Origin of the sequence: Halomonas sp. SSL-5, assembly GCF_030708455.1 — a bacterium.
In the GTDB taxonomy this organism is placed as follows: Bacteria; Pseudomonadota; Gammaproteobacteria; order Pseudomonadales; family Halomonadaceae; genus Halomonas.
The window spans coordinates 201,069-219,322 of the sequence record NZ_JAUYWF010000005.1; the positions used below are offsets into that span (position 1 = coordinate 201,069).

Genomic DNA, 18,254 nt, shown 5'->3' on the forward strand with positions numbered 1-18,254 from the left:
AAGCAACAGTCGGTTGATGCTCGCCGGCCGCTCGGCCGGCGGGCAGAGGTGTCAGGCCTTGTCCGCCGGGCGACCCTTGGGGATGGTCAGCACGATGGAGGCGATGGCGACCAGCAGCATGATCAGCATGACCAGCAGGGCGAAGAAGGCGCCTTCCCGCGAGGCCAGGTTGGCCTGATTGCCGACGAAGCTGATCACCCCTTCGATCCAGCGCACGCCGGCGTTGTTGCCCGCGATGGCGGTGTAGATCGCCGAGGCGATCGCCACGCCGAAGGAGGCGCCCATGGAGGAGGCCATCTTGTAGATGCCGGCGCCGGCACCGGACTGGTCGGCGGGCAGGTTGGAGAGCGCGGCATCGGTGGAGGGGGTGGCGTAGAAGGCCAGGCCGACGCCGAACAGCGAGAAGGCGATCACGGCGAGGATCTTGTAGCTGCCCAGCATCAGGTTGGTGGGCATCAGCAGCACGATGGCCATGCCGACGATATAGCAGCCCCACAGCATCGGCTTGCGCGGGCCGAAGCGCTGCAGCAGCTTCTCACCGACGCGGATGAAGGCGAGGATGGAGATCGCGTAGCCCAGGGTCAGCAGGCCGGCCTGCTGGGCCGAGATACCGCCGCCCTGCTGCAGGACCAGCATGGCGACGATGATGATGCCCGCGGTGGCATTGAGCAGCATGTTGGAGATGGTAGCGCCGGTGTAGGTGCTGTTGCGGAACAGGCGGAACTGGACGAAGGCATTGGGATTGCCGGCTTCGACCTTGAAGAAGATGGCGCCGAACACGAAGACGATGGCCATCAGGCTCAGCGAGGCCATGCTGGTCCAGCCGAACGCGCTGCCCTGGGTGGCGAGCACCTGGAGCGCGACCATGGTCACCATGAAGGTGATCACGCCCACCAGGTCGAACTTGTAGGCGCCCTTGTTCTCGGCCTTGGACTCCGGGGTGCCACGCACCATCAGCATGCCCACCACGGAGAGGGCGGCGGCGATGATGAAGATCCAACGCCAGCCCACATTCTGCGCCATCAGGCCGCCGAACAGGGCGGCAAAGCCGGAGCCGCCCCAGGAGCCCATGGACCAGTAGGAGATGGCGCGCTGGCGGCCGGCGCCTTCCCAGTACTCCTTCACCAGCGCCAGGGACGCCGGCATGATGAAGGCGCCAGAGAGGCCCTGGCAGACGCGACCCACCATCAGGAAGCTGCTGCCCAGCGAGCCCGAGGGGGCCAGGCCGATCAGCAGCGAGCCGACGATGGAGAAGATGAAGCCCCACATCACCGTCTTGACGCGGCCGATGCGGTCGGCGAGGCCGCCGACGACGACGATGAAGATGCCCGAGAAGAGTGCCGTGATCGACACCGCGATATTCATGAGATTCTGTTCGACCCCCAGGTCGGCGGCCATGGTGGGGGCGATATTGAGAGTGGTCTGGGCGAACAGCCAGAAGGCCAGGACGCCCAGGATGATGCCGAACAGCAGTCTGTCGGTACCCTGGTAGGTGGTAGCGGGTTGGGTCATGACGACGATCCTCGATTGGCTCGCTCAAGGCTGTGCCGGTGCCGGTACAGCCACGAAGGAGCAGTGAAGGGAGCGAGTCGGGTGTTTCGGCTCGAACCGGGCTGCTCTTGGGATCAGATTAAGATAGTTGCCGATTGAGAGCATTGACATGGGTCAATTAACCCGCAGGCCACTATGCCTATCATAGGCAGTATCCATACGATGCGCCGCACGCTGCCAATGTGGACATCGCCATGTCGCGAGTGTCGTAAAAAAAGATCGAGGAGGAAGGGGGTGGAAAAGCCATTCAGTCGCGAGAGGTTGACCTTTCGTCTAGATATTCTGGCCCAGGAGGCGATTCGCGCCAACGATGATATCTTCCAGGCCCGTGCAGGCCTCAAGGTTCACGAGGTGCGGGTGCTGCGGATCATCGGCCAGCACCCGGGCATCACCTTCGTCGAGCTCTCCCGTCAGGCCCGCATGGAGCGCAGCCTCACGTCACGCATCATCCAGCGGCTGATCAAGCAGGAGCTGGTGAGGCGTGAGAACGACCCGGCGGATGCGCGTCGCTTTCGCCTCTTCACCACCCCGGAGGGCGACGCCAAGCGCGAGGTGGCCAGGCGGCTATCGGACGACCTCGAGCAGGTGCTGCTGGCCCCCCTTGAGACCACCGAGGCGCACCAGCTGGATGCTCTGCTGGAGCGCCTGGCGGCATGGATTCGCTCGGAGGCGTACGAGCAGAAGCTGGCGGCCTTCGAGAGCGGCGTCGATGGCGAGCCTGGCCACCAGGATGGCGCGATGCGTGGTGGGTCCCGAGGCAAGCCAGGCTCGGTGGACTGATGATATCGCCAAGTATCATATCTAAGTAGAGCTTTCTTGATGAATGTCATGGCTATTCCCCGGCAGGCTGTTACCTTCTGCGTATTCATCGATTCGGCGTTATGAGCATGCGCGCTGGCGCATGCCGACTTTGTGTTGGCTGACCTGTGAGGGGGCAATATGGCAGAGGTCAAGAGCGAGAACGAAACGGGCTCCGGTGGCAAGCGGCGAGAGTGGCTGGCCTTTCTGTTCGTCACGGCGGTCGTCGTGCCACTGCTGACCATTGCCGTCGTGGGCGGCTATGGCTTCGTGGTGTGGATGCTGCAGGTCTTCGTGCTGGGCCCGCCCGGACATGGCGGTTAAGCCCCTACTGAACAAGAGAGACGAGTCATGAAGATCCTTGCAACGCTGTGGAACACCCTGAAGAAACCCCCTGTGCATATCGGCCTGGGGGTCATCATCATTGTCAGCTTCTTCGCCGGCATCGTGTTCTGGGGCGGTTTCAATACCGCCATGGAGTACACCAATACGGAGGAGTTCTGCGTCAGCTGCCACGAGATGGAGGACAACGTCTACCAGGAGCTGCAGAGCACCGTGCATTGGTCCAACCGCACCGGGGTGCGGGCCATCTGTTCCGACTGTCACGTGCCCCATGGCTGGACCGCCAAGATCGCCCGCAAGATGCAGGCGAGCAAGGAGGTCTGGGGCGCCATCTTCGGCACCATCGATACCCCCGAGAAGTTCGAGGAGAAGCGCCTGGAGCTGGCCCAGCACGAGTGGGCGCGGTTCAAGGCCAACGGCTCCCTGGAGTGCCGCAGCTGCCACGACTACAACAGCATGGACTGGGACCAGATGTCCGACGAGGCGCGGCGTTTCATGGAACCCGCCGCCGAACGTGACCAGAGCTGCATCGACTGCCACAAGGGCATCGCCCACAAGCTGCCGGAGCAGATGGGCAGCGAGGACCCCATGCTGGCCCGCCTGGTACGCGAAGCCACCTCGGTCAGTGTGGATGAGGGGGAGACCTACTACAGCGCCAAGTCCGTGGATCTGTTCCGGGATGCCGAGCTCACCGAGCGCGCCGGCGTCCTGCAGGTGGCCACCGAGGTCCATATCGTCGATACCCAGGGTGACAGCGTGAAGCTGGAGATCCCGGCGTGGCGCAAGGAGAAGGGCTTCGGCCGCGTGCTCTACGAGGACTTCGGCCAGAATATCAGCAGCGCCGTGCTGAACAAGGACGTCGCCCAGGATGATGCCCTGATCGAGGTCCAGGAGACCGATGTGGTCGATGAGATGACCGGCCTGCCCTGGGGCAGGGTGACCCTGGAGCTGTGGGCCGAGAAGGGGGTCTATCTCGAAACCCGCGATGCCCTCTGGGAGACCGCCGGACAGACCTACCGCGATGGCTGTAGTGTCTGCCACACCGAACCGGCACCCGAGCATTTCGATGCCAACACCTGGCCGGCGATGTTCTCGGGCATGGTGGGGTTCACCAACATGAGTGCAGGCACCCAGGAATTGGTACTGAAGTACCTGCAGATGCACTCCTCCGATTATGCCGACGGTGCCCACTGATGCTGCCTAAGGAGCTCTCATGACTATCAGCCGTAGAAGTTTCCTCAAGGGAGCCATGGCCGGCTCCGCCGCCTCACTGATCGGCCCAGGGCTGCTCACCGGCACCGCCGCCGCCGGGGTGACCGAGCAGGGCGTCTGGAAGACGGCCGGCTCCCACTGGGGGGCCATGAACGCCCTGGTGAAGGGGGGCAAGGTGGCCGAGGTGAAGCCGTTCGGCGCCGACCAGTACCCCACCGAGATGCTCAACGGCATCAAGGGGTTGATCTACAACCCGTCGCGTATCCGCTACCCCATGGTGCGCCTGGAGTGGCTGAAGAACCGCCATAACGGCGATCGCACCACCCGGGGTGACAACCGCTTCGTGCGCCTGACCTGGGATGCGGCCCTGGACCTCTTCCACGAGGAGCTGGAACGCATCCAGACCGACTATGGCCCCTGGGCGCTCTACGCCGGGGCTACCGGCTGGCGGCAGACGGGGCAGGTGCACAGCTGCGGTAACCACATGCAGCGTGCGGTGGCCATGCATGGCGACTTCGTCAAGAAGGTGGGGGATTACTCCACGGGTGCCGGGCAGGTGATCCTGCCCTACGTGCTCGGCTCCACCGAGGTCTACAGCCAGGGCACCTCCTGGCCGCTGATCCTGGAGAACAGCAAGACCGTGGTGCTGTGGGGCAACGACCCCTACAAGAACCTGCAGGTGGGGTGGAACTGCGAGACCCACGAGTCCTATGCCTACCTGGAGCAGCTCAAGGCCAGGGTGGCGGAAGGCAGCATCCGCGTGATCAGCGTCGACCCGGTGCGCACCAAGACGCAGAAGTACCTCGGTTGCGAGCAGCTGTATATCAACCCGATGACCGACGTGGCCTTCATGCTGGGCATGGCGCACACCCTCTACAACGAGGGGCTCTACAGCCAGGAGTTCATCGACGCCTATGCGCTGGGCTTCGACGACTTCATCGCCTATGTCCAGGGTGAGGCCGACGACGGCGAGGCCAAGACGCCGGAGTGGGCCGAGGCCATCTGCGGCGTTCCCGCCGAACAGATCCGCGAGTTCAGCCGCCTGCTGGCCGCCGACCGCACCCAGCTGCTGTTCGGCTGGGCGATTCAGCGCCAGCAGCACGGCGAGCAGCCCTACTGGATGGGGGCCGTGCTGGCCACCATGCTGGGACAGATCGGCCTTCCCGGCGGCGGCATCAGCTATGGCCACCACTACAGCTCCATCGGTGTGCCCTCCTCGGGGGCGAGCGCCCCGGGCGCCTTCCCGCGCAACGTTGACGCCGGCAAGACCCCCGAGCATACCAACACCGATTTCCAGGGGGCCGCCTCGACCATTCCGGTGGCGCGCTGGATCGACTGCCTGCTCAACCCCGGGGAGACCATCCAGTACAACGGCGCCGAGGTCACCTTCCCCGATATCCGCATGTGCGTCTTCAGCGGCTGCAACCCCTGGCACCACCACCAGGACCACAACCGCATGAAGCAGGCCTTCCACAAGCTCGAGACGGTGGTCACCGTCGACTATGCCTGGAACGCCACCTGCCGCTTCTCCGACCTGGTGCTGCCGGCCTGCACCCAGTTCGAGCGTAACGATATCGATATCTACGGCTCCTACTCCAATCGCGGCGTGCTGGCCATGCACAAGCTGGTGGATCCGCTGTTTCATTCGCGCAGCGACTTCGACATCTTCACCGACCTGTGCCGGCGCTTCGGACGCGACGAGGAATATCGCCAGGGCCTGGACGAGATGGGCTGGGTCAAGAAGCTCTACGACGAGTGTCGCGAGGCGAACAAGTCGTTCGTTCCTGCCCCCACCGGCGACCAGTCGACCTCCTCCATGCCGGAGTTCGCGGAGTTCTGGAAGGAGGGCTATGTCGATTTCGGTCCCGGGGAGAACTGGGTGCGCCACGCCGACTTCCGGCAGGCCCCCGAGGTCAATGCGCTGGGGACGCCATCCGGCTTCATCGAGATCTCCAGCCGCAAGATCGCCCGCTATGGCTATGATGATTGCCGCGGCCATCCGACCTGGATGGAGAAGGCGGAGCGCTCCCACGGTGGCCCCAACTCCGACCGTTACCCGCTGTGGCTGCAGTCGGTGCACCCCGACAAGCGGCTCCACTCGCAGATGTGCGAGTCCGAGGAGCTGCGTGCCACCTATGCGGTGCAGGGGCGTGAGCCGATCTTCATCAGTCCCCAGGATGCCGCGTCGCGGGGGATTCAGGATGGCGACCTGGTGCGGGCCTACAACGACCGTGGCCAGCTGCTGGCCGGGGCCGTGGTGTCCGACGATTTCCCGCCCGGCGTGGTGCGCATCCAGGAGGGCGCCTGGTACGGGCCGGTGGGGCCGGAAATCGGCGCCCTGGATACCTACGGCGATCCCAACACCCTGACCCTCGACGTGGGCACCTCCCAGCTGGCCCAGGCGCCGAGCGCCAACACCTGCATCGTGGAGATCGAACGCTTCGAGGGTGATGCGCCCGCGGTGACGGCCTTCGGCGGACCGACCATGGTGGAGATATGAGCCAGCAGACCCCGTATCTGGCCGCTGCCCGCCGGGAGGCGGGCGGCTCGTCGATCGACTGGGAGTCCGAGAGCCTGCTGTGCCGCTGGCTGGCGACCCTGCTCGGCGCCGAGCTGGATGAGCCGACGCTGGCGCGCTACCGCGGGGGGGAGGCCGCGCCCTTCCTCGACTTCCTGGGCGATGCCCATGGCATGTCCAGTGAGCTCTCGCGTCTCGACCAGGCGCTGTCGCGGCTGGTGATGTTCACCACGCCCCGGCTCGAGCTGGCGGCCGACTTCGCCGAGCTCTTCCTGGCGGATGCCCGCACCGGGGCGCCGCCCTATGCCTCGCTGTATCTCGATGACCGCCCGGGCTTCATCGGTGCCCCGGCGCAGCGCATGGAGGCGCGGCTGGCGCAAGCGGGGTATACGGTCAGGCGCGAGGTGGGCGAGCCCGCCGATCATCTGGCCGTGATGCTCGATTACCTCGCCACCCGCGTGACGGTGCTTGCCGAGGCACGGGGCCCCGAGGCCGAGGCGCTGCGCCAGGATATCGAGTCATTCCTAGAGCATGAGCTCTGCGCCTGGCTACCCAAGCTGGTGGCCAGGAGCGCCGGGGTGAAGACGGCCAGCGATTTCTATCCCGCCCTGCTGGCATTGACCGATGCCTACTGTCGCCGCCTGGCAGGGCGTGTAAGGTCGGCGTGAAGGTCCAGGACGTCGCAGAGATATTGATTGGCAAAGAAAAAGGCGCCCTTAGGCGCCTGATTCTTTTGGGGTTTGGTGGAGGCGGCGGGAATTGAACCCGCGTCCGCCAGCACGCGCCCATTGGCTCTACATGCTTAGATTCCGTCATTTGATTTAACGTCTCTGGCTCCGACGGTCAGGATCCAGCGACGCGATTCCTCTTAAGTTTAACGACCGGCATGAGGACGCTACCGATTGCGATCCCATCATTCTTGGCTCGTATCCCCTCCGTGATGAATGGGCACATCACTTCGGGGCCGGACTAGAAGCTAACAGCTATTAAGCTGCCAGCGCGCCCTGAGCGTAGTTGTCGTCGTTTGCGACTATTTAGTCGTGATGTTGGATTTACGAGATACATCACGCTCTCGGCATGCACCGCAGGGGTTGTCACCGGCGTCGAAACCATGTCGCCCCCTTAACTGGCATCCTAACAGGATGTCCGAACTTATGACAGATCAGGCGCGGTTTTGTTCCCGCATGATGCGCCCCTTCTGGCGCTGCCAGTCGCGGTCCTTCTCGGTGGCGCGCTTGTCGTGCAGCTTCTTGCCGGTCACCAGCGCCAACTCGCACTTCACCCGGTTACCCTTCCAGTAGAGCTTGAGCGGCACGCAGGTGTGGCCCTTGTCCTGGGTGCGCGAGAAGATCCTGGCGATCTCCTTCCTGTGCAGCAGCAGCTTGCGCGTGCGCGTGGGGTCGGCCACCTCGTGGGTGCTGGCGGTGTTGAGCGGCAGGATATGGCTGCCCAGCAGCCAGGCTTCGCCGTTCTTGACCAGGATGTAGGTGTCGGTCAGCTGGGCCTTGCCCGCACGCAGGCTCTTGACCTCCCAGCCGGCCAGCACCAGGCCGGCCTCGAAGCTCTCTTCGATGTGGTATTCGAAGCGCGCCTTCTTGTTCAAGGCGATGACGTTGCTGCCGGGGCCCTTGCCCTTGCCTTTCTTGTTGGCCATGAAACCTCGTATCGTGTCCTTGCCCGTGGCGGCTCCCTCCGAGATGGGGGGAAGCGTGGTACCATTCAAGGCCTGAAATGACGGCCCATGATACGCCCTGGGCACCGTGAAGTCAGCGAGGAGCGCAATGCCAACGGTCAACCGAACCGCCATGGTGCGGCATACCCCCCAGGAGATGTTCGATCTGGTCAACGATTTCGAACGCTATCCCGAGTTCCTGCCGGGCTGCCGTCGTGCGCGCCTGGTGGAGCGCGACGAGTCTCACCTGATCGGCGAGATGACCCTGGGGCGTGCCGGCATCGAGCAGAGCATCATGACCCGCAACGACCTGATCGAGCCCGAGCGCATCGAGATGTCGCTGGTCAGCGGGCCCTTCAAGCGCCTGCGTGGCCGCTGGCTGTTCACGCCGATGGGCGAGCAGGCCTGCAAGGTGAGCCTGGAGATGGAGTTCGAGTTCGCCAATCGTCTGCTCGGCATGGCCTTCGGCAAGCTGTTCCAGCAGGTGGCCGGCCAGCTGGTCGACTCCTTCACGCGCCGCGCCAACGATCTCTACGGGCGCTGAGGGATGGCCACGATCGATATCGAGGTGGCCTTCGCGCGGCCCGACAGGCAGCGCGTCATCAGCCTGCGGGTGCCGCTCGGCACCACCGCCCGCGAGGCCGTGGCGCTGGCCGACCTGCCGTCACACTTCCCCGAGTTGCCCGCCGACACCTTCAGCGACCCCGACCTGGGCCTGTTCGGCAAGCGCTTGCGCGAGCCGGAGGATTACCGCCTGCGCGCCGGTGACCGTGTCGAGGTCTACCGTGCGCTGATCATCGACCCCAAGGCGGCGCGTCTGGCGCGCGCCAACAACAGAGACTGACGCCCCGCCGGGCTGGTGCGCGGCGGGGCGTCGGTTGGCCATGCTGTCAGGGGGTGCTGGCCGCCGTCAGCGCTGGTCGGCGGGCGCCGCGTTGGGCGTCACCAGCGGCGCAGAGGTGCTACCCTCCGGCAGCGGGCCGCCTTCGCTCTGGCGCATCTCGATCGCCTCGTCGAGGTCGCCCTCGCGCTGGATGTCCACCAGGCGATTGCCATCGAAGGTCAGGGTCACCCGGCGCCGTTCGATGTCCTCGTAGGCCTTGTCCAGATAGAAGACGTAGTCCCACTGGCTGGCGTCGAAGGGTGCCTCCAGCAGCGGGCTGCCCATCACGTAGACGACGTCGTCGCGGGTCATGCCCGTGCGCAGCTGTTCCACCATCCCGGCGGTCACCAGGTTGCCCTGGGGGATGTCGCGCTTGTAGACACCGAAGTAGCTGCAGCCGCTGGCCATCAGCAGGGCCGCGAAAAGGGTGATGATTCTGGTCAACTTTTGCATTTGCGCCTGTTCTTCACTATCGTGGTTTCGGTCGATCATACCCGACCCTACCCGTTACTGCGAAGAGCAACCATGGCCGACCAGAACCATGAATTACGCAAGGCCGGTCTGAAGGTGACCCTGCCGCGCGTCAAGATTCTGCAGATCCTCGAGAGCGCTCAGGGCGAGCACCACATGAGCGCCGAGGATGTCTACAAGACGCTGCTGGATGCCGGTGAAGACGTGGGCCTGGCCACCGTCTACCGCGTGCTGACCCAGTTCGAGACCGCGGGCCTGGTGGTTCGCCACAACTTCGATGGCGGCCACGCCGTGTTCGAGATCTCCCAGGAGGAGCATCACGACCATATGGTGTGCCTGGAGAGCGGCGAGATCGTCGAGTTCTTCGACGAGGTGATCGAACGCCGTCAGCAGGAGATCGCCGAGGAGCATGGCTACGAGCTCGTCGATCACGCCCTGGTGCTCTACGTGCGCCCGCGTGGTTCCAGCGTGACCCGACAGGATGGTCCGCCGCGCAAGTAGCCGGTGGCGCCAGCCAGCAACACGACGGCCCCGATCATCGATCGGGGCCGTCGTCGTATGGGGACTCGCCAGGGCTCAGTGATGGGGGCGCTGGCTGGCGTCGAGCATCTCCCGCGCATGGGCCAGGGTGCGGTCGGATAGGTTGACACCGCCCAGCATGCGCGCCAGTTCCCCCACGCGTCCGGCCTCGTCGAGCAGCGCCATGCGGGTCAGGGTGGTATCGCCCTCGGCCTGCTTCTCGATATGCAGATGGCGATGGGCCTGGGCGGCCACCTGGGGCAGGTGGGTCACGGTCAACACCTGGCCCGACTCGCCCAGCCGGCGCAACAGCTGGCCGACGATCTCGGCGGTGGCGCCGGAGACCCCCACGTCGACCTCATCGAACACCAGGCTGGGGATGGTGGAATGGCGCGCCGCCACCACCTGGATCGCCAGGCTGATGCGTGACAGCTCGCCACCCGAGGCGACCTTGGCCAGCGGCCGTGCCGGCTGACCGGGGTTGGCCGCGATCAGGAAGCGTATTGCGTCGAGCCCCTCGGCGGCGGGCGCCTCGCGCTCGCTGACCTCCACCTCGAAGCGCGCCTTGCCCATGGCCAGGAAGGCGAGCTGCTCCTGCACCGCCTCGCCGAAGCGGTCGGCGGCCTGGCGACGGGCCTCGCTCACCTCGCGGGCCAGGCGCTTCCAGCGCTCGCGCAGCGCCTCGACCTCGGCGGAGAGGGCGTCCAGGTCCTGGTCGCTCCCCTCCAGCGTCGCCAGCTCGGCATGCAGGCGCTGGTGAAGCACCAGCAGCTCCTCGGGCATCACATGGTGCTTGCGCGCCAGGCGGTGCACGGCGCCCAGGCGCTCGTCCACCCAGGCCAGGCGCTCCGGGTCGAGTTCGGTGTCCGCGGCGAAGTGGGCCAACTCGCGGGCCGCCTCCTCGACCTGGATGCGCGCCTCGCCGAGCATGGCCAGCGCCTCCCCCAGGCGGCCTCGCTCGCAGCCGGGCAGCGCCTCGAGTCGGCCGATCGCCTGGGTGAGCAGGCCGATGGCGCCGCCCTCGTCGTTGTCGCAGCAGTCGCTGGCGAACTGCGTCTCGCGCAGGCGCTCCTCGGCATGGGCCAGCTCCTCCTGCTCCTCCTCCAGGGCCTTGAGTTCGCCCTCGGCGAGCCCCAGCTGGTCGAGCTCCTCGACCTGGTAGTGCACCAACTGGCGGCGGGCGCACAGCTCGTCGCCATCCTCGGCCAGGCGCTTGAGCCGGCGGCGGGCGGCCTGCCAGGCGCGGAAGGTCTCGGCCATCTCGCCCACCGCCTCGCGGTGGCCGGCGAAGTCGTCGAGCAGGCGCAGGTGGGTCTCCTCGCGCAGCAGCTGCTGGTGGGCGTGCTGGCCATGCACCTCGATCAGGTGCTCGCCCAGGGCGCGCAGGTCGGCCACGGTGGCCGGCTGGCCGTTGATCCACGCCTTGGAGCGGCCGCTGGCACTGACCACCCGGCGCAGCAGGCAGTCGTCGTCGGGCAGCTCCCGGGCGGCCAGCCAGGCGCGGGCCTGGGGCAGGGCGGCGATATCGAAGCGTGCGCAGAGATCGGCGCGATCGCGGCCATGGCGCACGCTGGCGGCGTCGGCGCGCTCGCCCAGGCACAGGCCCAGGGCCCCGAGCAGGATCGACTTGCCGGCGCCGGTCTCGCCGGTGATGGCGGTCATGCCGCCGGCGAGCTCCAGCTCCAGATGATCGACGATGGCGAAGTCGCGAATGGCAAGTTCCGTCAGCATGCTGCCTCCCCGGTCGGGCCTGATATCGGCTGCCTGGTTATTCATACATGATGTGAGTGTTTATACAGTAGTCCAGGATTTCCGACAATGCACGGTCGACTCGCCACGCACGATGCCTTGAGTTCCGTCGAGGCGTCCCCATATAGCGGACATAATCAATTCACGTCCACATTCATGTTACGTCGGCGGCCCCTGGCCGCCGCATCCGCATTTCACAGCAGAGCTTCAGGAGAGACCCCATGGCCAAAGATCCCCAGACCCCGCTGGACGAGGAGCTCAAGCGCCAGGAAGAGGAGGCGGAGCCCCAGGCCGAGCCCCAGCCCGTGGAGGGTGAGCTGGAGGAGGTTGCCGAGGCCGCCGATCAGGCCGATCGGGCCGCCGCGTCCGGCGACAACCCCGAGGCCGAGGTGCTGGCCGCCCGTGTCGAGGAGCTCGAACAGAGCGTGGCCGAGGCCAAGGACCAGGCGCTGCGCACCGCCGCCGAGGCGCAGAACGTGCGCCGCCGCGCCGAGCAGGAGGCCGAGAAGGCCCGCAAGTTCGCGCTGGAGAAGTTCGTCAAGGAACTGCTGCCGGTGGTCGACAGCCTGGAGAAGGCGCTGGAGGCGATGGAAGCCGAGGCCAGCGAGACCCATCGCGAAGGCGTCTCCATGACCCTCAAGATGCAGCTCGACGTGCTCGGCAAGTTCGGCGTCGAGGTGGTGGACCCCGCCGGCGAGCCCTTCGACCCGCAGTACCACGAGGCCATGGCCATGGTGCCCAACCCGGAACTCGACCCCAACAGCGTGATGGAGGTGGTTCAGAAGGGCTACCTGCTCAACGGCCGCCTGGTGCGCCCGGCCATGGTGGTGGTCAGCCAGGCCGCCGGCTGAACGGCAACAATTCCGGGGCGCGGGGCTTGAAATGCTTCCCGCGGCCCCCAGATAGAAGGCAACTCCGCGGCGAAGGCCGCTGAACACGACTCCTGAATACACCACACGACTTCGAGGATTTCCTATGGGACGCATCATCGGAATTGACCTTGGCACCACCAACTCCTGCGTCGCCGTGCTCGACGGCGACAGCGCCAAGGTGATCGAGAACGCCGAGGGTGCCCGCACCACGCCCTCCATCATCGCCTACACCGAGGACGGTGAGATCCTGGTGGGCCAGGCGGCCAAGCGCCAGGCGGTCACCAACCCCGAGAACACCCTGTACGCCATCAAGCGCCTGATCGGTCGTCGCTTCAAGGACGACGTCGTCCAGAAGGACATCAAGATGGTGCCCTACACCATCGCCGAGGCCGACAACGGCGACGCCTGGGTGGAAGTAAAGGGCAAGAAGCTGGCACCGCCCCAGGTCAGCGCCGAAGTGCTGAAGAAGATGAAGAAGACCGCCGAAGACTACCTGGGTGAGGAAGTCACCGAGGCGGTCATCACTGTGCCGGCCTACTTCAACGACAGCCAGCGTCAGGCCACCAAGGACGCCGGCCGCATCGCCGGCCTCGAGGTCAAGCGCATCATCAACGAGCCGACCGCGGCGGCGCTGGCCTATGGCATGGACAAGTCGCGTGGCGACAAGACCATCGCGGTCTATGACCTGGGCGGCGGCACCTTCGACATCTCCATCATCGAGGTGGCGGACGTCGACGGCGAGACCCAGTTCGAGGTGCTGGCCACCAACGGCGACACCTTCCTGGGTGGCGAAGACTTCGACATGCAGCTGATCAACTACCTGGTCGATCAGTTCAAGGCCGACAGCGGCATCGACCTCTCCGGCGACAACCTGGCCATGCAGCGCCTCAAGGAAGCCGCCGAGAAGGCCAAGATCGAGCTCTCCAGCGCCCAGCAGACCGACGTCAACCTGCCGTACGTCACGGCGGACAACACCGGTCCCAAGCACCTCAACGTGAAGGTGACCCGCGCCAAGCTGGAGTCACTGGTCGAGGAGCTGGTCAAGCGATCCCTGGCACCCTGCAAGACCGCGCTCAAGGATGCCGGCCTGTCCGCCTCCGAGATCGACGACGTCATCCTGGTCGGCGGCCAGACCCGTATGCCCATGGTGCAGAAGTCCGTGGCCGACTTCTTCGGCAAGGACGCCCGCAAGGACGTCAACCCGGACGAGGCCGTGGCCGTGGGCGCCGCCATCCAGGGCGGCGTGCTGGGCGGCGACGTCAAGGACGTGCTGCTGCTCGACGTCACCCCGCTGACCCTGGGTATCGAGACCCTCGGCGGTGTGATGACCCCGCTGATCGAGAAGAACACCACCATCCCGACCAAGAAGACCCAGACCTTCTCGACCGCGGATGACAACCAGACGGCCGTGACCATCCACGTGCTGCAGGGCGAGCGCAAGCAGGCGGGTGGCAACAAGTCGCTGGGCCGCTTCGACCTGGCCGACATCCCGCCGGCACCGCGCGGCGTGCCGCAGATCGAGGTCGCCTTCGATCTGGACGCCAACGGCATCCTCAACGTGTCCGCCAAGGACAAGGCCACCGGCAAGGAGCAGTCCATCGTCATCAAGGCCTCCAGCGGTCTCTCCGATGAGGAGATCGAGCAGATGGAGCGCGACGCCGAGGCCCACGCCGACGAGGACAAGAAGTTCGAGGAGCTGGTGCAGCTGCGCAACCAGGCCGATGGCATGGTCCACGCCGCGCGCAAGACCGTGGAAGAAGCCGGCGAGCACGCCAGCGACGAGGAGAAGGAAGCCATCGAGAGCGCCGCCAAGGAGCTCGAGGAGGCGATCAAGGGTGACGACAAGGACGACATCCAGGCCAAGCTCGACAAGCTGACTGAAGCCTCCGGCAACCTGGCGCAGAAGATGTACGCGGCCCAGGCTGAAGCTGGCCAGCAGGCTGGCGGCGAGGCAGGCGACGCCGGTGCCAAGCCCGAAGATGACGTGGTCGACGCCGAGTATGAAGAAGTCAACGACGACCAGAAGAAGCAGTAAACCACGCATCTGAACTACGCATCTAAGCCATGGATGACACCAGCGCGGGGGCCTGACTCCCGCGTTGGTGTTTCCGAGGGACCGCGACGGAGGCGGACAGACCCATGTCCAAGCGCGACTATTACGAGGTACTGGGCGTAGAGCGCGGTGCCGATACCAAAGAGATCAAGAAGGCCTACCGCCGGCTCGCCCAGAAGTTTCACCCCGACCGCAATCCGGATGACGACAGTGCGGCGGAGAAGTTTCGCGAGGTCTCCGAGGCCTACGAGGTGCTCAGCGACGGCGAGAAGCGTGCCGCCTACGACCAGTTCGGCCATGCCGGCGTGGATGGCCAGGCCGGCGGCTTCGGTGGCGGCGGTTTCGGCGGAGGCGCCGGGGCCGGTGGCTTCAGCGATATCTTCGGCGATGTGTTCGGCGATATCTTCGGCGGCGGCGGTGGCCGGCGTCATCCCAACGCTCCGGCCCGCGGCAGCGACCTGCGCTACAACCTCGAGCTCGACCTCGAGGACGCCGTGGCCGGCACCAGCGTGGATATCCGCGTGCCGCGCCACGTGGAGTGCGAGCGCTGCGACGGCGAGGGCGCAGAGCCGGGCTCCAGCAAGGAGACCTGCCCGACCTGTAACGGCATGGGCCAGGTGCGCATGCAGCAGGGCTTCTTCGCCGTGCAGCAGACCTGCCCGACCTGTCATGGCTCCGGCCAGCACATCAAGGTGCCGTGCCACAAGTGCCATGGCGAGGGCCGGGTGCGCGAGACCCGCACCCTGTCGGTGAAGATCCCGGCCGGGGTGGATACCGGCGACCGCATCCGCTTGAACGGCGAAGGCGAGGCCGGCATCAACGGCGGTCCGCCGGGGGATCTCTACGTCCAGGTGCACCTCAAGTCGCACCCGATCTTCCAGCGTGACGGCCGCAACCTGCAGTGCGAGGTGCCGATCAACTTCGTCGACGCGGCGCTGGGTGGCGAGCTCGAGGTGCCCACCCTGGGCGGACGGGTCAAGCTGAAGATCCCGCCCGAGACCCAGACCGGCAAGCTCTTCCGCCTGCGCGGCAAGGGCGTGAAGCCGGTGCGCGGCGGCGCCCCGGGCGACCTGATCTGCAAGGTGGTGATCGAGACCCCGGTGAAGCTCAAGGAGGAGCAGAAGGAGCTGCTGCGCCAGTTCCAGGAGAGCCTGGGCGGCACCAACAGCGCCCACCACTCGCCCAAGAAGAGTGGCTTCTTCGACGGCGTGAAGAAGTTCTTCGAGGACATGAAGCCCTAAGCGGCATCACGCCTCGAGGGCGGCACGACAGGGCCCCGGCATCGCCAGATGCCGGGGCCCTGCCGTATCTACGGCGGCCTCATCGCTGAAGGTGGTCGAGCCGCCAGGCCAGGGCGTCGCGGTCGGGCTGCCAGCGCGGATCGCGGGGCAGTACCAGCGGATGGCCGTCGAGTTCGCATAGCCAGCGGCTGTCGGGTACCAGGGCATCCACAGTGGGGCTCACATGCCAGCGATGATCCGGCCCCGGGGCGATCAGGTGGTTGTCCATGGCCCAGTGCAGGTTGGGCGTGAGTGCCAGGCCGTTGGTGGGGCGGTCATCCTGGCTCTCGGCGAAGGGCACCAGGTGCGCCGCCTCCACGAGGTAGCGGTAGTCGGGGGTGATGTAGCGCAGTCGGCTCGCCGCACAGCGGTAGTCGTAGGCCTCCAGCACCAGGGAGCGGAAGGCGGCGGAGCGGGCATATCGCTGGCTCTCCTCTTTCACACCGCCTGCGAGGCGCTCGGGGTGCCGCTCGTAGCTGCCACTCTCCAGCGTTATGGCCAGGTAGGCATGCAGGTCGTCGTGAGCTTTCGGGTTGGCTGAGAAGTATTGCGTGACCAGAAGGGCGCAGCCCTCCCTTGAGTTCCGGTCGTTCTGCAGTGCCTTGAATAGCGTTGAGTCCAGCAGGGCCGTGTTGAAGCGCTCATGGATCTGCGCCATGGACCTTGGTTGGCCGAGCTGTGCCTCCAGGGCGCCAAGATTCCCCATGAACTCAGGCGACCAGAGAGGTCCGGCTGGACCCTGATCATTTCTCAGATGCCAGAGGGGAAGCTGAGGGTTGGCAGACTGTCGGCTCCCCGTGGCGGCCTCATAGAGGTCGTGGTAGCGGCCGATCAGGCGGTCATCTATGGCGACCCGGGGCGAGGTGATATGTCCCGCCTGGATCTCGCAGATGATGGCCAGCATCAGGCAGGGCTTGTTGGGGGCGGCTCTTCCCCTGCTATGCCCTACCCTCAGCCGTGTCAGGCATGCCAGCGTCTCTTCCATGCGCTTCCCTCCTTCGTCCCGGTGTCGACCCTGGCAAGGTAGCATGTCGCCCGTCGCCTGGGCTCAGGGTTGAAAGATGGTGCTTGGCGGCGGCGGGGGCAGTCGCATAGTCTGGAGGCCTGACATTCCTGCAGGAGATTCGCGTCATGCCCATTTCTCGCGCCGAGCTGCTCGCCGACGATGCGGCGGCCCTGATCGACCAGCTGTGTGAGCGCTGGTCGGATGCCAAGGAGGTGGATCGCGCCGGCGACCCGGTGCGCGTCGAGTTCGATAACGGGACTTGCTATCTGCAGGCCAAGCCGGACAGACTGCTGGTGGTGGTCGAGGCGGTCGACGATGATCACCACAATACCCTCGAAGGCCAGGTCGACAACGCGCTGGACGAGCTCAAGGGCGTCGAGCTGGATATCGTCTGGGAGGCGTGAGCCAGGGCATTACCTCTCGCGGTGCCCACCTCGGCATGCTGCTGTGGGCGGCACTGGTGGGGCTCTCCTTCCCCGTCGTGGGGCTGATGAGCGAGCTGCCGCCGCTTTTGCTCACCGCCCTGCGCTTCGCCATCGCCTGCGCCGGCCTCTTCGTGCTGGCCAGGCGCTCGCCCGACTTCCTGCCCCGCGGGCGGAATCTGCCGCTCTATGCGCTGATGGGGCTCTGCCTGGCGGGCTTCTTCGCGGCCATGTTCTGGGCCGCGCACCACGCCACGGCGCTCTCCATGGCCACCCTCTTCGTCACGGTGCCGCTGCTGGCCTTCCTGCTGGGGCTGGGCTTCGGCGTGGAGCGGCTGGCCTGGCGGCTGCCGCTGACCCTGGGGCTGGGGGCGACGGGGGCGCTGGGCCTGGCCTTCGCCGAATCCCTGGTCCAGGGCGGGCGCCTGCAGTTCGGCATCGGCGAGGCGGTGTTCTTCCTGGGCTGCCTCTCCACGGCGCTCTATCCGGTGCTCAGCCGCTGGGGGCTGGCCAGTGGCCGCCTGCCGGAGTCGGCGGCGGTGCGTACCTTCTGGAGCCTGGGCCTGGGGGGCGTGCTGGTTGGCCTGGCCGGCCTCGCCATCGAGCCGGTGGGACGCCTGGCGACCATGCGCCCCCTCGACCTGGTGCTGCTGGTCTATCTGGGGTTGTGCTCCAGCGCGCTCACCTTCTGGCTGATGCAGCGGGCCACCGCGGCGCTGACGCCGGGGACGGTCACCGCCTACGGCTACCTGGTGCCCTTCGTCTCCATGCTGCTGCTCTTCGCCGGCTCCCCCGAGCGGATCGGCTGGGTGTGGCTGCCCGGCAGCCTGGCGGTGCTCCTGGCCATGGCGCTGCTGATGCGCGGTAGCGGGACGAGCGGCTGACGGCGGCTCGCCTCTGGTATAC

At 66.2% G+C, this 18,254-nt stretch carries 18 protein-coding genes and 1 other RNA gene; 13 read left to right on the plus strand and 6 right to left on the minus strand.

Annotation, left to right across the window (positions count from 1 at the left end; all coding sequences use genetic code 11):
• Positions 1–51: 51 nt before the first annotated feature.
• A complete protein-coding gene (locus RAN53_RS07845; protein WP_305796261.1) occupies positions 52–1,512 on the minus strand; it encodes an MFS transporter in 1,461 nt (486 codons plus the stop codon).
• A gap of 273 nt (positions 1,513–1,785) precedes the next feature.
• Here RAN53_RS07845 and RAN53_RS07850 point away from each other — a divergent pair, with 273 nt between their 5' ends.
• The 5 genes from RAN53_RS07850 (at position 1,786) to torD (ending at position 7,089) form a co-directional block, all read left to right on the plus strand.
• Positions 1,786–2,331 carry a MarR family winged helix-turn-helix transcriptional regulator gene (locus RAN53_RS07850; protein WP_305796262.1) on the plus strand — a complete coding sequence of 182 codons (546 nt, stop codon included), beginning with the start codon at positions 1,786–1,788 and terminating at the stop codon, positions 2,329–2,331.
• 159 nt (positions 2,332–2,490) lie between these two features.
• The gene (locus tag RAN53_RS07855) at positions 2,491–2,673 is read left to right on the plus strand and encodes a periplasmic nitrate reductase, NapE protein (protein WP_161431809.1); all 183 of its coding nucleotides are present in this window, start codon (positions 2,491–2,493) and stop codon (positions 2,671–2,673) included.
• Between the two features lie 27 nt (positions 2,674–2,700).
• Positions 2,701–3,885 (plus strand): pentaheme c-type cytochrome TorC, encoded by a 1,185-nt coding sequence (gene torC, locus RAN53_RS07860; RefSeq protein WP_305796263.1) that lies wholly within the window; start codon positions 2,701–2,703, stop codon positions 3,883–3,885.
• A 19-nt stretch (positions 3,886–3,904) separates the two neighbouring features.
• Complete coding sequence (gene torA, locus RAN53_RS07865; protein ID WP_305796264.1) at positions 3,905–6,403, plus strand: trimethylamine-N-oxide reductase TorA; 2,499 nt, start codon at positions 3,905–3,907, stop codon at positions 6,401–6,403.
• Positions 6,400–7,089, plus strand: coding sequence for a molecular chaperone TorD (gene torD / locus RAN53_RS07870; protein ID WP_305796265.1), 690 nt, complete (start codon positions 6,400–6,402; stop codon positions 7,087–7,089). The genes torA and torD overlap by 4 nt, the downstream gene beginning before the upstream one ends.
• A 73-nt stretch (positions 7,090–7,162) precedes the next feature.
• Here the strand turns inward: torD and ssrA are convergent.
• Both ssrA and smpB read right to left on the minus strand, forming a co-directional pair.
• Positions 7,163–7,543: a transfer-messenger RNA gene (gene ssrA, locus RAN53_RS07875) on the minus strand.
• Between the two features lie 40 nt (positions 7,544–7,583).
• Positions 7,584–8,075: an SsrA-binding protein SmpB gene (gene smpB, locus RAN53_RS07880; RefSeq protein ID WP_305796266.1), complete on the minus strand. Its 492-nt coding sequence runs from the start codon at positions 8,073–8,075 to the stop codon at positions 7,584–7,586.
• Positions 8,076–8,202: 127 nt separating this feature from the next.
• Here smpB and RAN53_RS07885 point away from each other — a divergent pair, with 127 nt between their 5' ends.
• Together RAN53_RS07885 and RAN53_RS07890 are read left to right on the plus strand one after the other, a co-directional pair.
• Positions 8,203–8,637, plus strand: coding sequence for a type II toxin-antitoxin system RatA family toxin (locus RAN53_RS07885; protein WP_305796267.1), 435 nt, complete (start codon positions 8,203–8,205; stop codon positions 8,635–8,637).
• Positions 8,638–8,640: 3 nt separating this feature from the next.
• Positions 8,641–8,937, plus strand: a complete 297-nt coding sequence (locus RAN53_RS07890) for an RnfH family protein (protein ID WP_305796268.1) — start codon at positions 8,641–8,643, stop codon at positions 8,935–8,937.
• A gap of 66 nt (positions 8,938–9,003) precedes the next feature.
• Here the strand turns inward: RAN53_RS07890 and RAN53_RS07895 are convergent, their stop codons facing one another.
• Complete coding sequence (locus RAN53_RS07895; RefSeq protein ID WP_305796269.1) at positions 9,004–9,429, minus strand: outer membrane protein assembly factor BamE; 426 nt, start codon at positions 9,427–9,429, stop codon at positions 9,004–9,006.
• Between the two features lie 72 nt (positions 9,430–9,501).
• On the opposite strand from RAN53_RS07895, the gene fur reads away from it, so the two are divergent.
• Positions 9,502–9,948: a ferric iron uptake transcriptional regulator gene (gene fur, locus RAN53_RS07900; protein ID WP_305796270.1), complete on the plus strand. Its 447-nt coding sequence runs from the start codon at positions 9,502–9,504 to the stop codon at positions 9,946–9,948.
• Between the two features lie 75 nt (positions 9,949–10,023).
• Here fur and recN read toward each other — a convergent pair whose 3' ends face one another.
• Positions 10,024–11,697 (minus strand): DNA repair protein RecN, encoded by a 1,674-nt coding sequence (recN, locus tag RAN53_RS07905; protein WP_305796271.1) that lies wholly within the window; start codon positions 11,695–11,697, stop codon positions 10,024–10,026.
• A 239-nt stretch (positions 11,698–11,936) separates the two neighbouring features.
• On the opposite strand from recN, the gene grpE reads away from it, so the two are divergent.
• The 3 genes from grpE to dnaJ all read left to right on the plus strand — a co-directional run bounded on the left by grpE (position 11,937) and on the right by dnaJ (position 15,881).
• Positions 11,937–12,566 (plus strand): nucleotide exchange factor GrpE, encoded by a 630-nt coding sequence (gene grpE, locus RAN53_RS07910; protein ID WP_305796272.1) that lies wholly within the window; start codon positions 11,937–11,939, stop codon positions 12,564–12,566.
• A gap of 124 nt (positions 12,567–12,690) precedes the next feature.
• Positions 12,691–14,622, plus strand: a complete 1,932-nt coding sequence (gene dnaK / locus RAN53_RS07915) for a molecular chaperone DnaK (RefSeq protein ID WP_305796273.1) — start codon at positions 12,691–12,693, stop codon at positions 14,620–14,622.
• Between the two features lie 104 nt (positions 14,623–14,726).
• A complete protein-coding gene (dnaJ, locus tag RAN53_RS07920; protein WP_305796274.1) occupies positions 14,727–15,881 on the plus strand; it encodes a molecular chaperone DnaJ in 1,155 nt (384 codons plus the stop codon).
• Positions 15,882–15,960: 79 nt separating this feature from the next.
• Here the strand turns inward: dnaJ and RAN53_RS07925 are convergent, their stop codons facing one another.
• Positions 15,961–16,905 carry an HNH endonuclease gene (locus tag RAN53_RS07925; protein WP_305796275.1) on the minus strand — a complete coding sequence of 315 codons (945 nt, stop codon included), beginning with the start codon at positions 16,903–16,905 and terminating at the stop codon, positions 15,961–15,963.
• Positions 16,906–17,051: 146 nt separating this feature from the next.
• Here RAN53_RS07925 and RAN53_RS07930 point away from each other — a divergent pair, with 146 nt between their 5' ends.
• Entirely contained in the window at positions 17,052–17,330 is a 279-nt protein-coding gene (locus RAN53_RS07930; protein ID WP_305796276.1) for a DUF2218 domain-containing protein, read from the plus strand.
• Positions 17,327–18,232 carry a DMT family transporter gene (locus RAN53_RS07935; protein ID WP_305796277.1) on the plus strand — a complete coding sequence of 302 codons (906 nt, stop codon included), beginning with the start codon at positions 17,327–17,329 and terminating at the stop codon, positions 18,230–18,232. Before RAN53_RS07930 ends, RAN53_RS07935 begins: the two co-directional genes overlap by 4 nt.
• The last annotated feature ends 22 nt before the right edge of the window (positions 18,233–18,254 follow it).

Coding starts and splice junctions, on each gene's coding strand:
- RAN53_RS07845 (WP_305796261.1), bottom strand. CDS start 1,512: ATGACCCAACCCGCTACCACCTACCAGGGTACCGACAGACTGCTGTTC.
- RAN53_RS07855 (WP_161431809.1), top strand. CDS start 2,491: ATGGCAGAGGTCAAGAGCGAGAACGAAACGGGCTCCGGTGGCAAGCGG.
- torC (WP_305796263.1), top strand. CDS start 2,701: ATGAAGATCCTTGCAACGCTGTGGAACACCCTGAAGAAACCCCCTGTG.
- torA (WP_305796264.1), top strand. CDS start 3,905: ATGACTATCAGCCGTAGAAGTTTCCTCAAGGGAGCCATGGCCGGCTCC.
- torD (WP_305796265.1), top strand. CDS start 6,400: ATGAGCCAGCAGACCCCGTATCTGGCCGCTGCCCGCCGGGAGGCGGGC.
- smpB (WP_305796266.1), bottom strand. CDS start 8,075: ATGGCCAACAAGAAAGGCAAGGGCAAGGGCCCCGGCAGCAACGTCATC.
- RAN53_RS07885 (WP_305796267.1), top strand. CDS start 8,203: ATGCCAACGGTCAACCGAACCGCCATGGTGCGGCATACCCCCCAGGAG.
- RAN53_RS07890 (WP_305796268.1), top strand. CDS start 8,641: ATGGCCACGATCGATATCGAGGTGGCCTTCGCGCGGCCCGACAGGCAG.
- RAN53_RS07895 (WP_305796269.1), bottom strand. CDS start 9,429: ATGCAAAAGTTGACCAGAATCATCACCCTTTTCGCGGCCCTGCTGATG.
- fur (WP_305796270.1), top strand. CDS start 9,502: ATGGCCGACCAGAACCATGAATTACGCAAGGCCGGTCTGAAGGTGACC.
- recN (WP_305796271.1), bottom strand. CDS start 11,697: ATGCTGACGGAACTTGCCATTCGCGACTTCGCCATCGTCGATCATCTG.
- grpE (WP_305796272.1), top strand. CDS start 11,937: ATGGCCAAAGATCCCCAGACCCCGCTGGACGAGGAGCTCAAGCGCCAG.
- dnaK (WP_305796273.1), top strand. CDS start 12,691: ATGGGACGCATCATCGGAATTGACCTTGGCACCACCAACTCCTGCGTC.
- dnaJ (WP_305796274.1), top strand. CDS start 14,727: ATGTCCAAGCGCGACTATTACGAGGTACTGGGCGTAGAGCGCGGTGCC.
- RAN53_RS07925 (WP_305796275.1), bottom strand. CDS start 16,905: ATGGAAGAGACGCTGGCATGCCTGACACGGCTGAGGGTAGGGCATAGC.
- RAN53_RS07930 (WP_305796276.1), top strand. CDS start 17,052: ATGCCCATTTCTCGCGCCGAGCTGCTCGCCGACGATGCGGCGGCCCTG.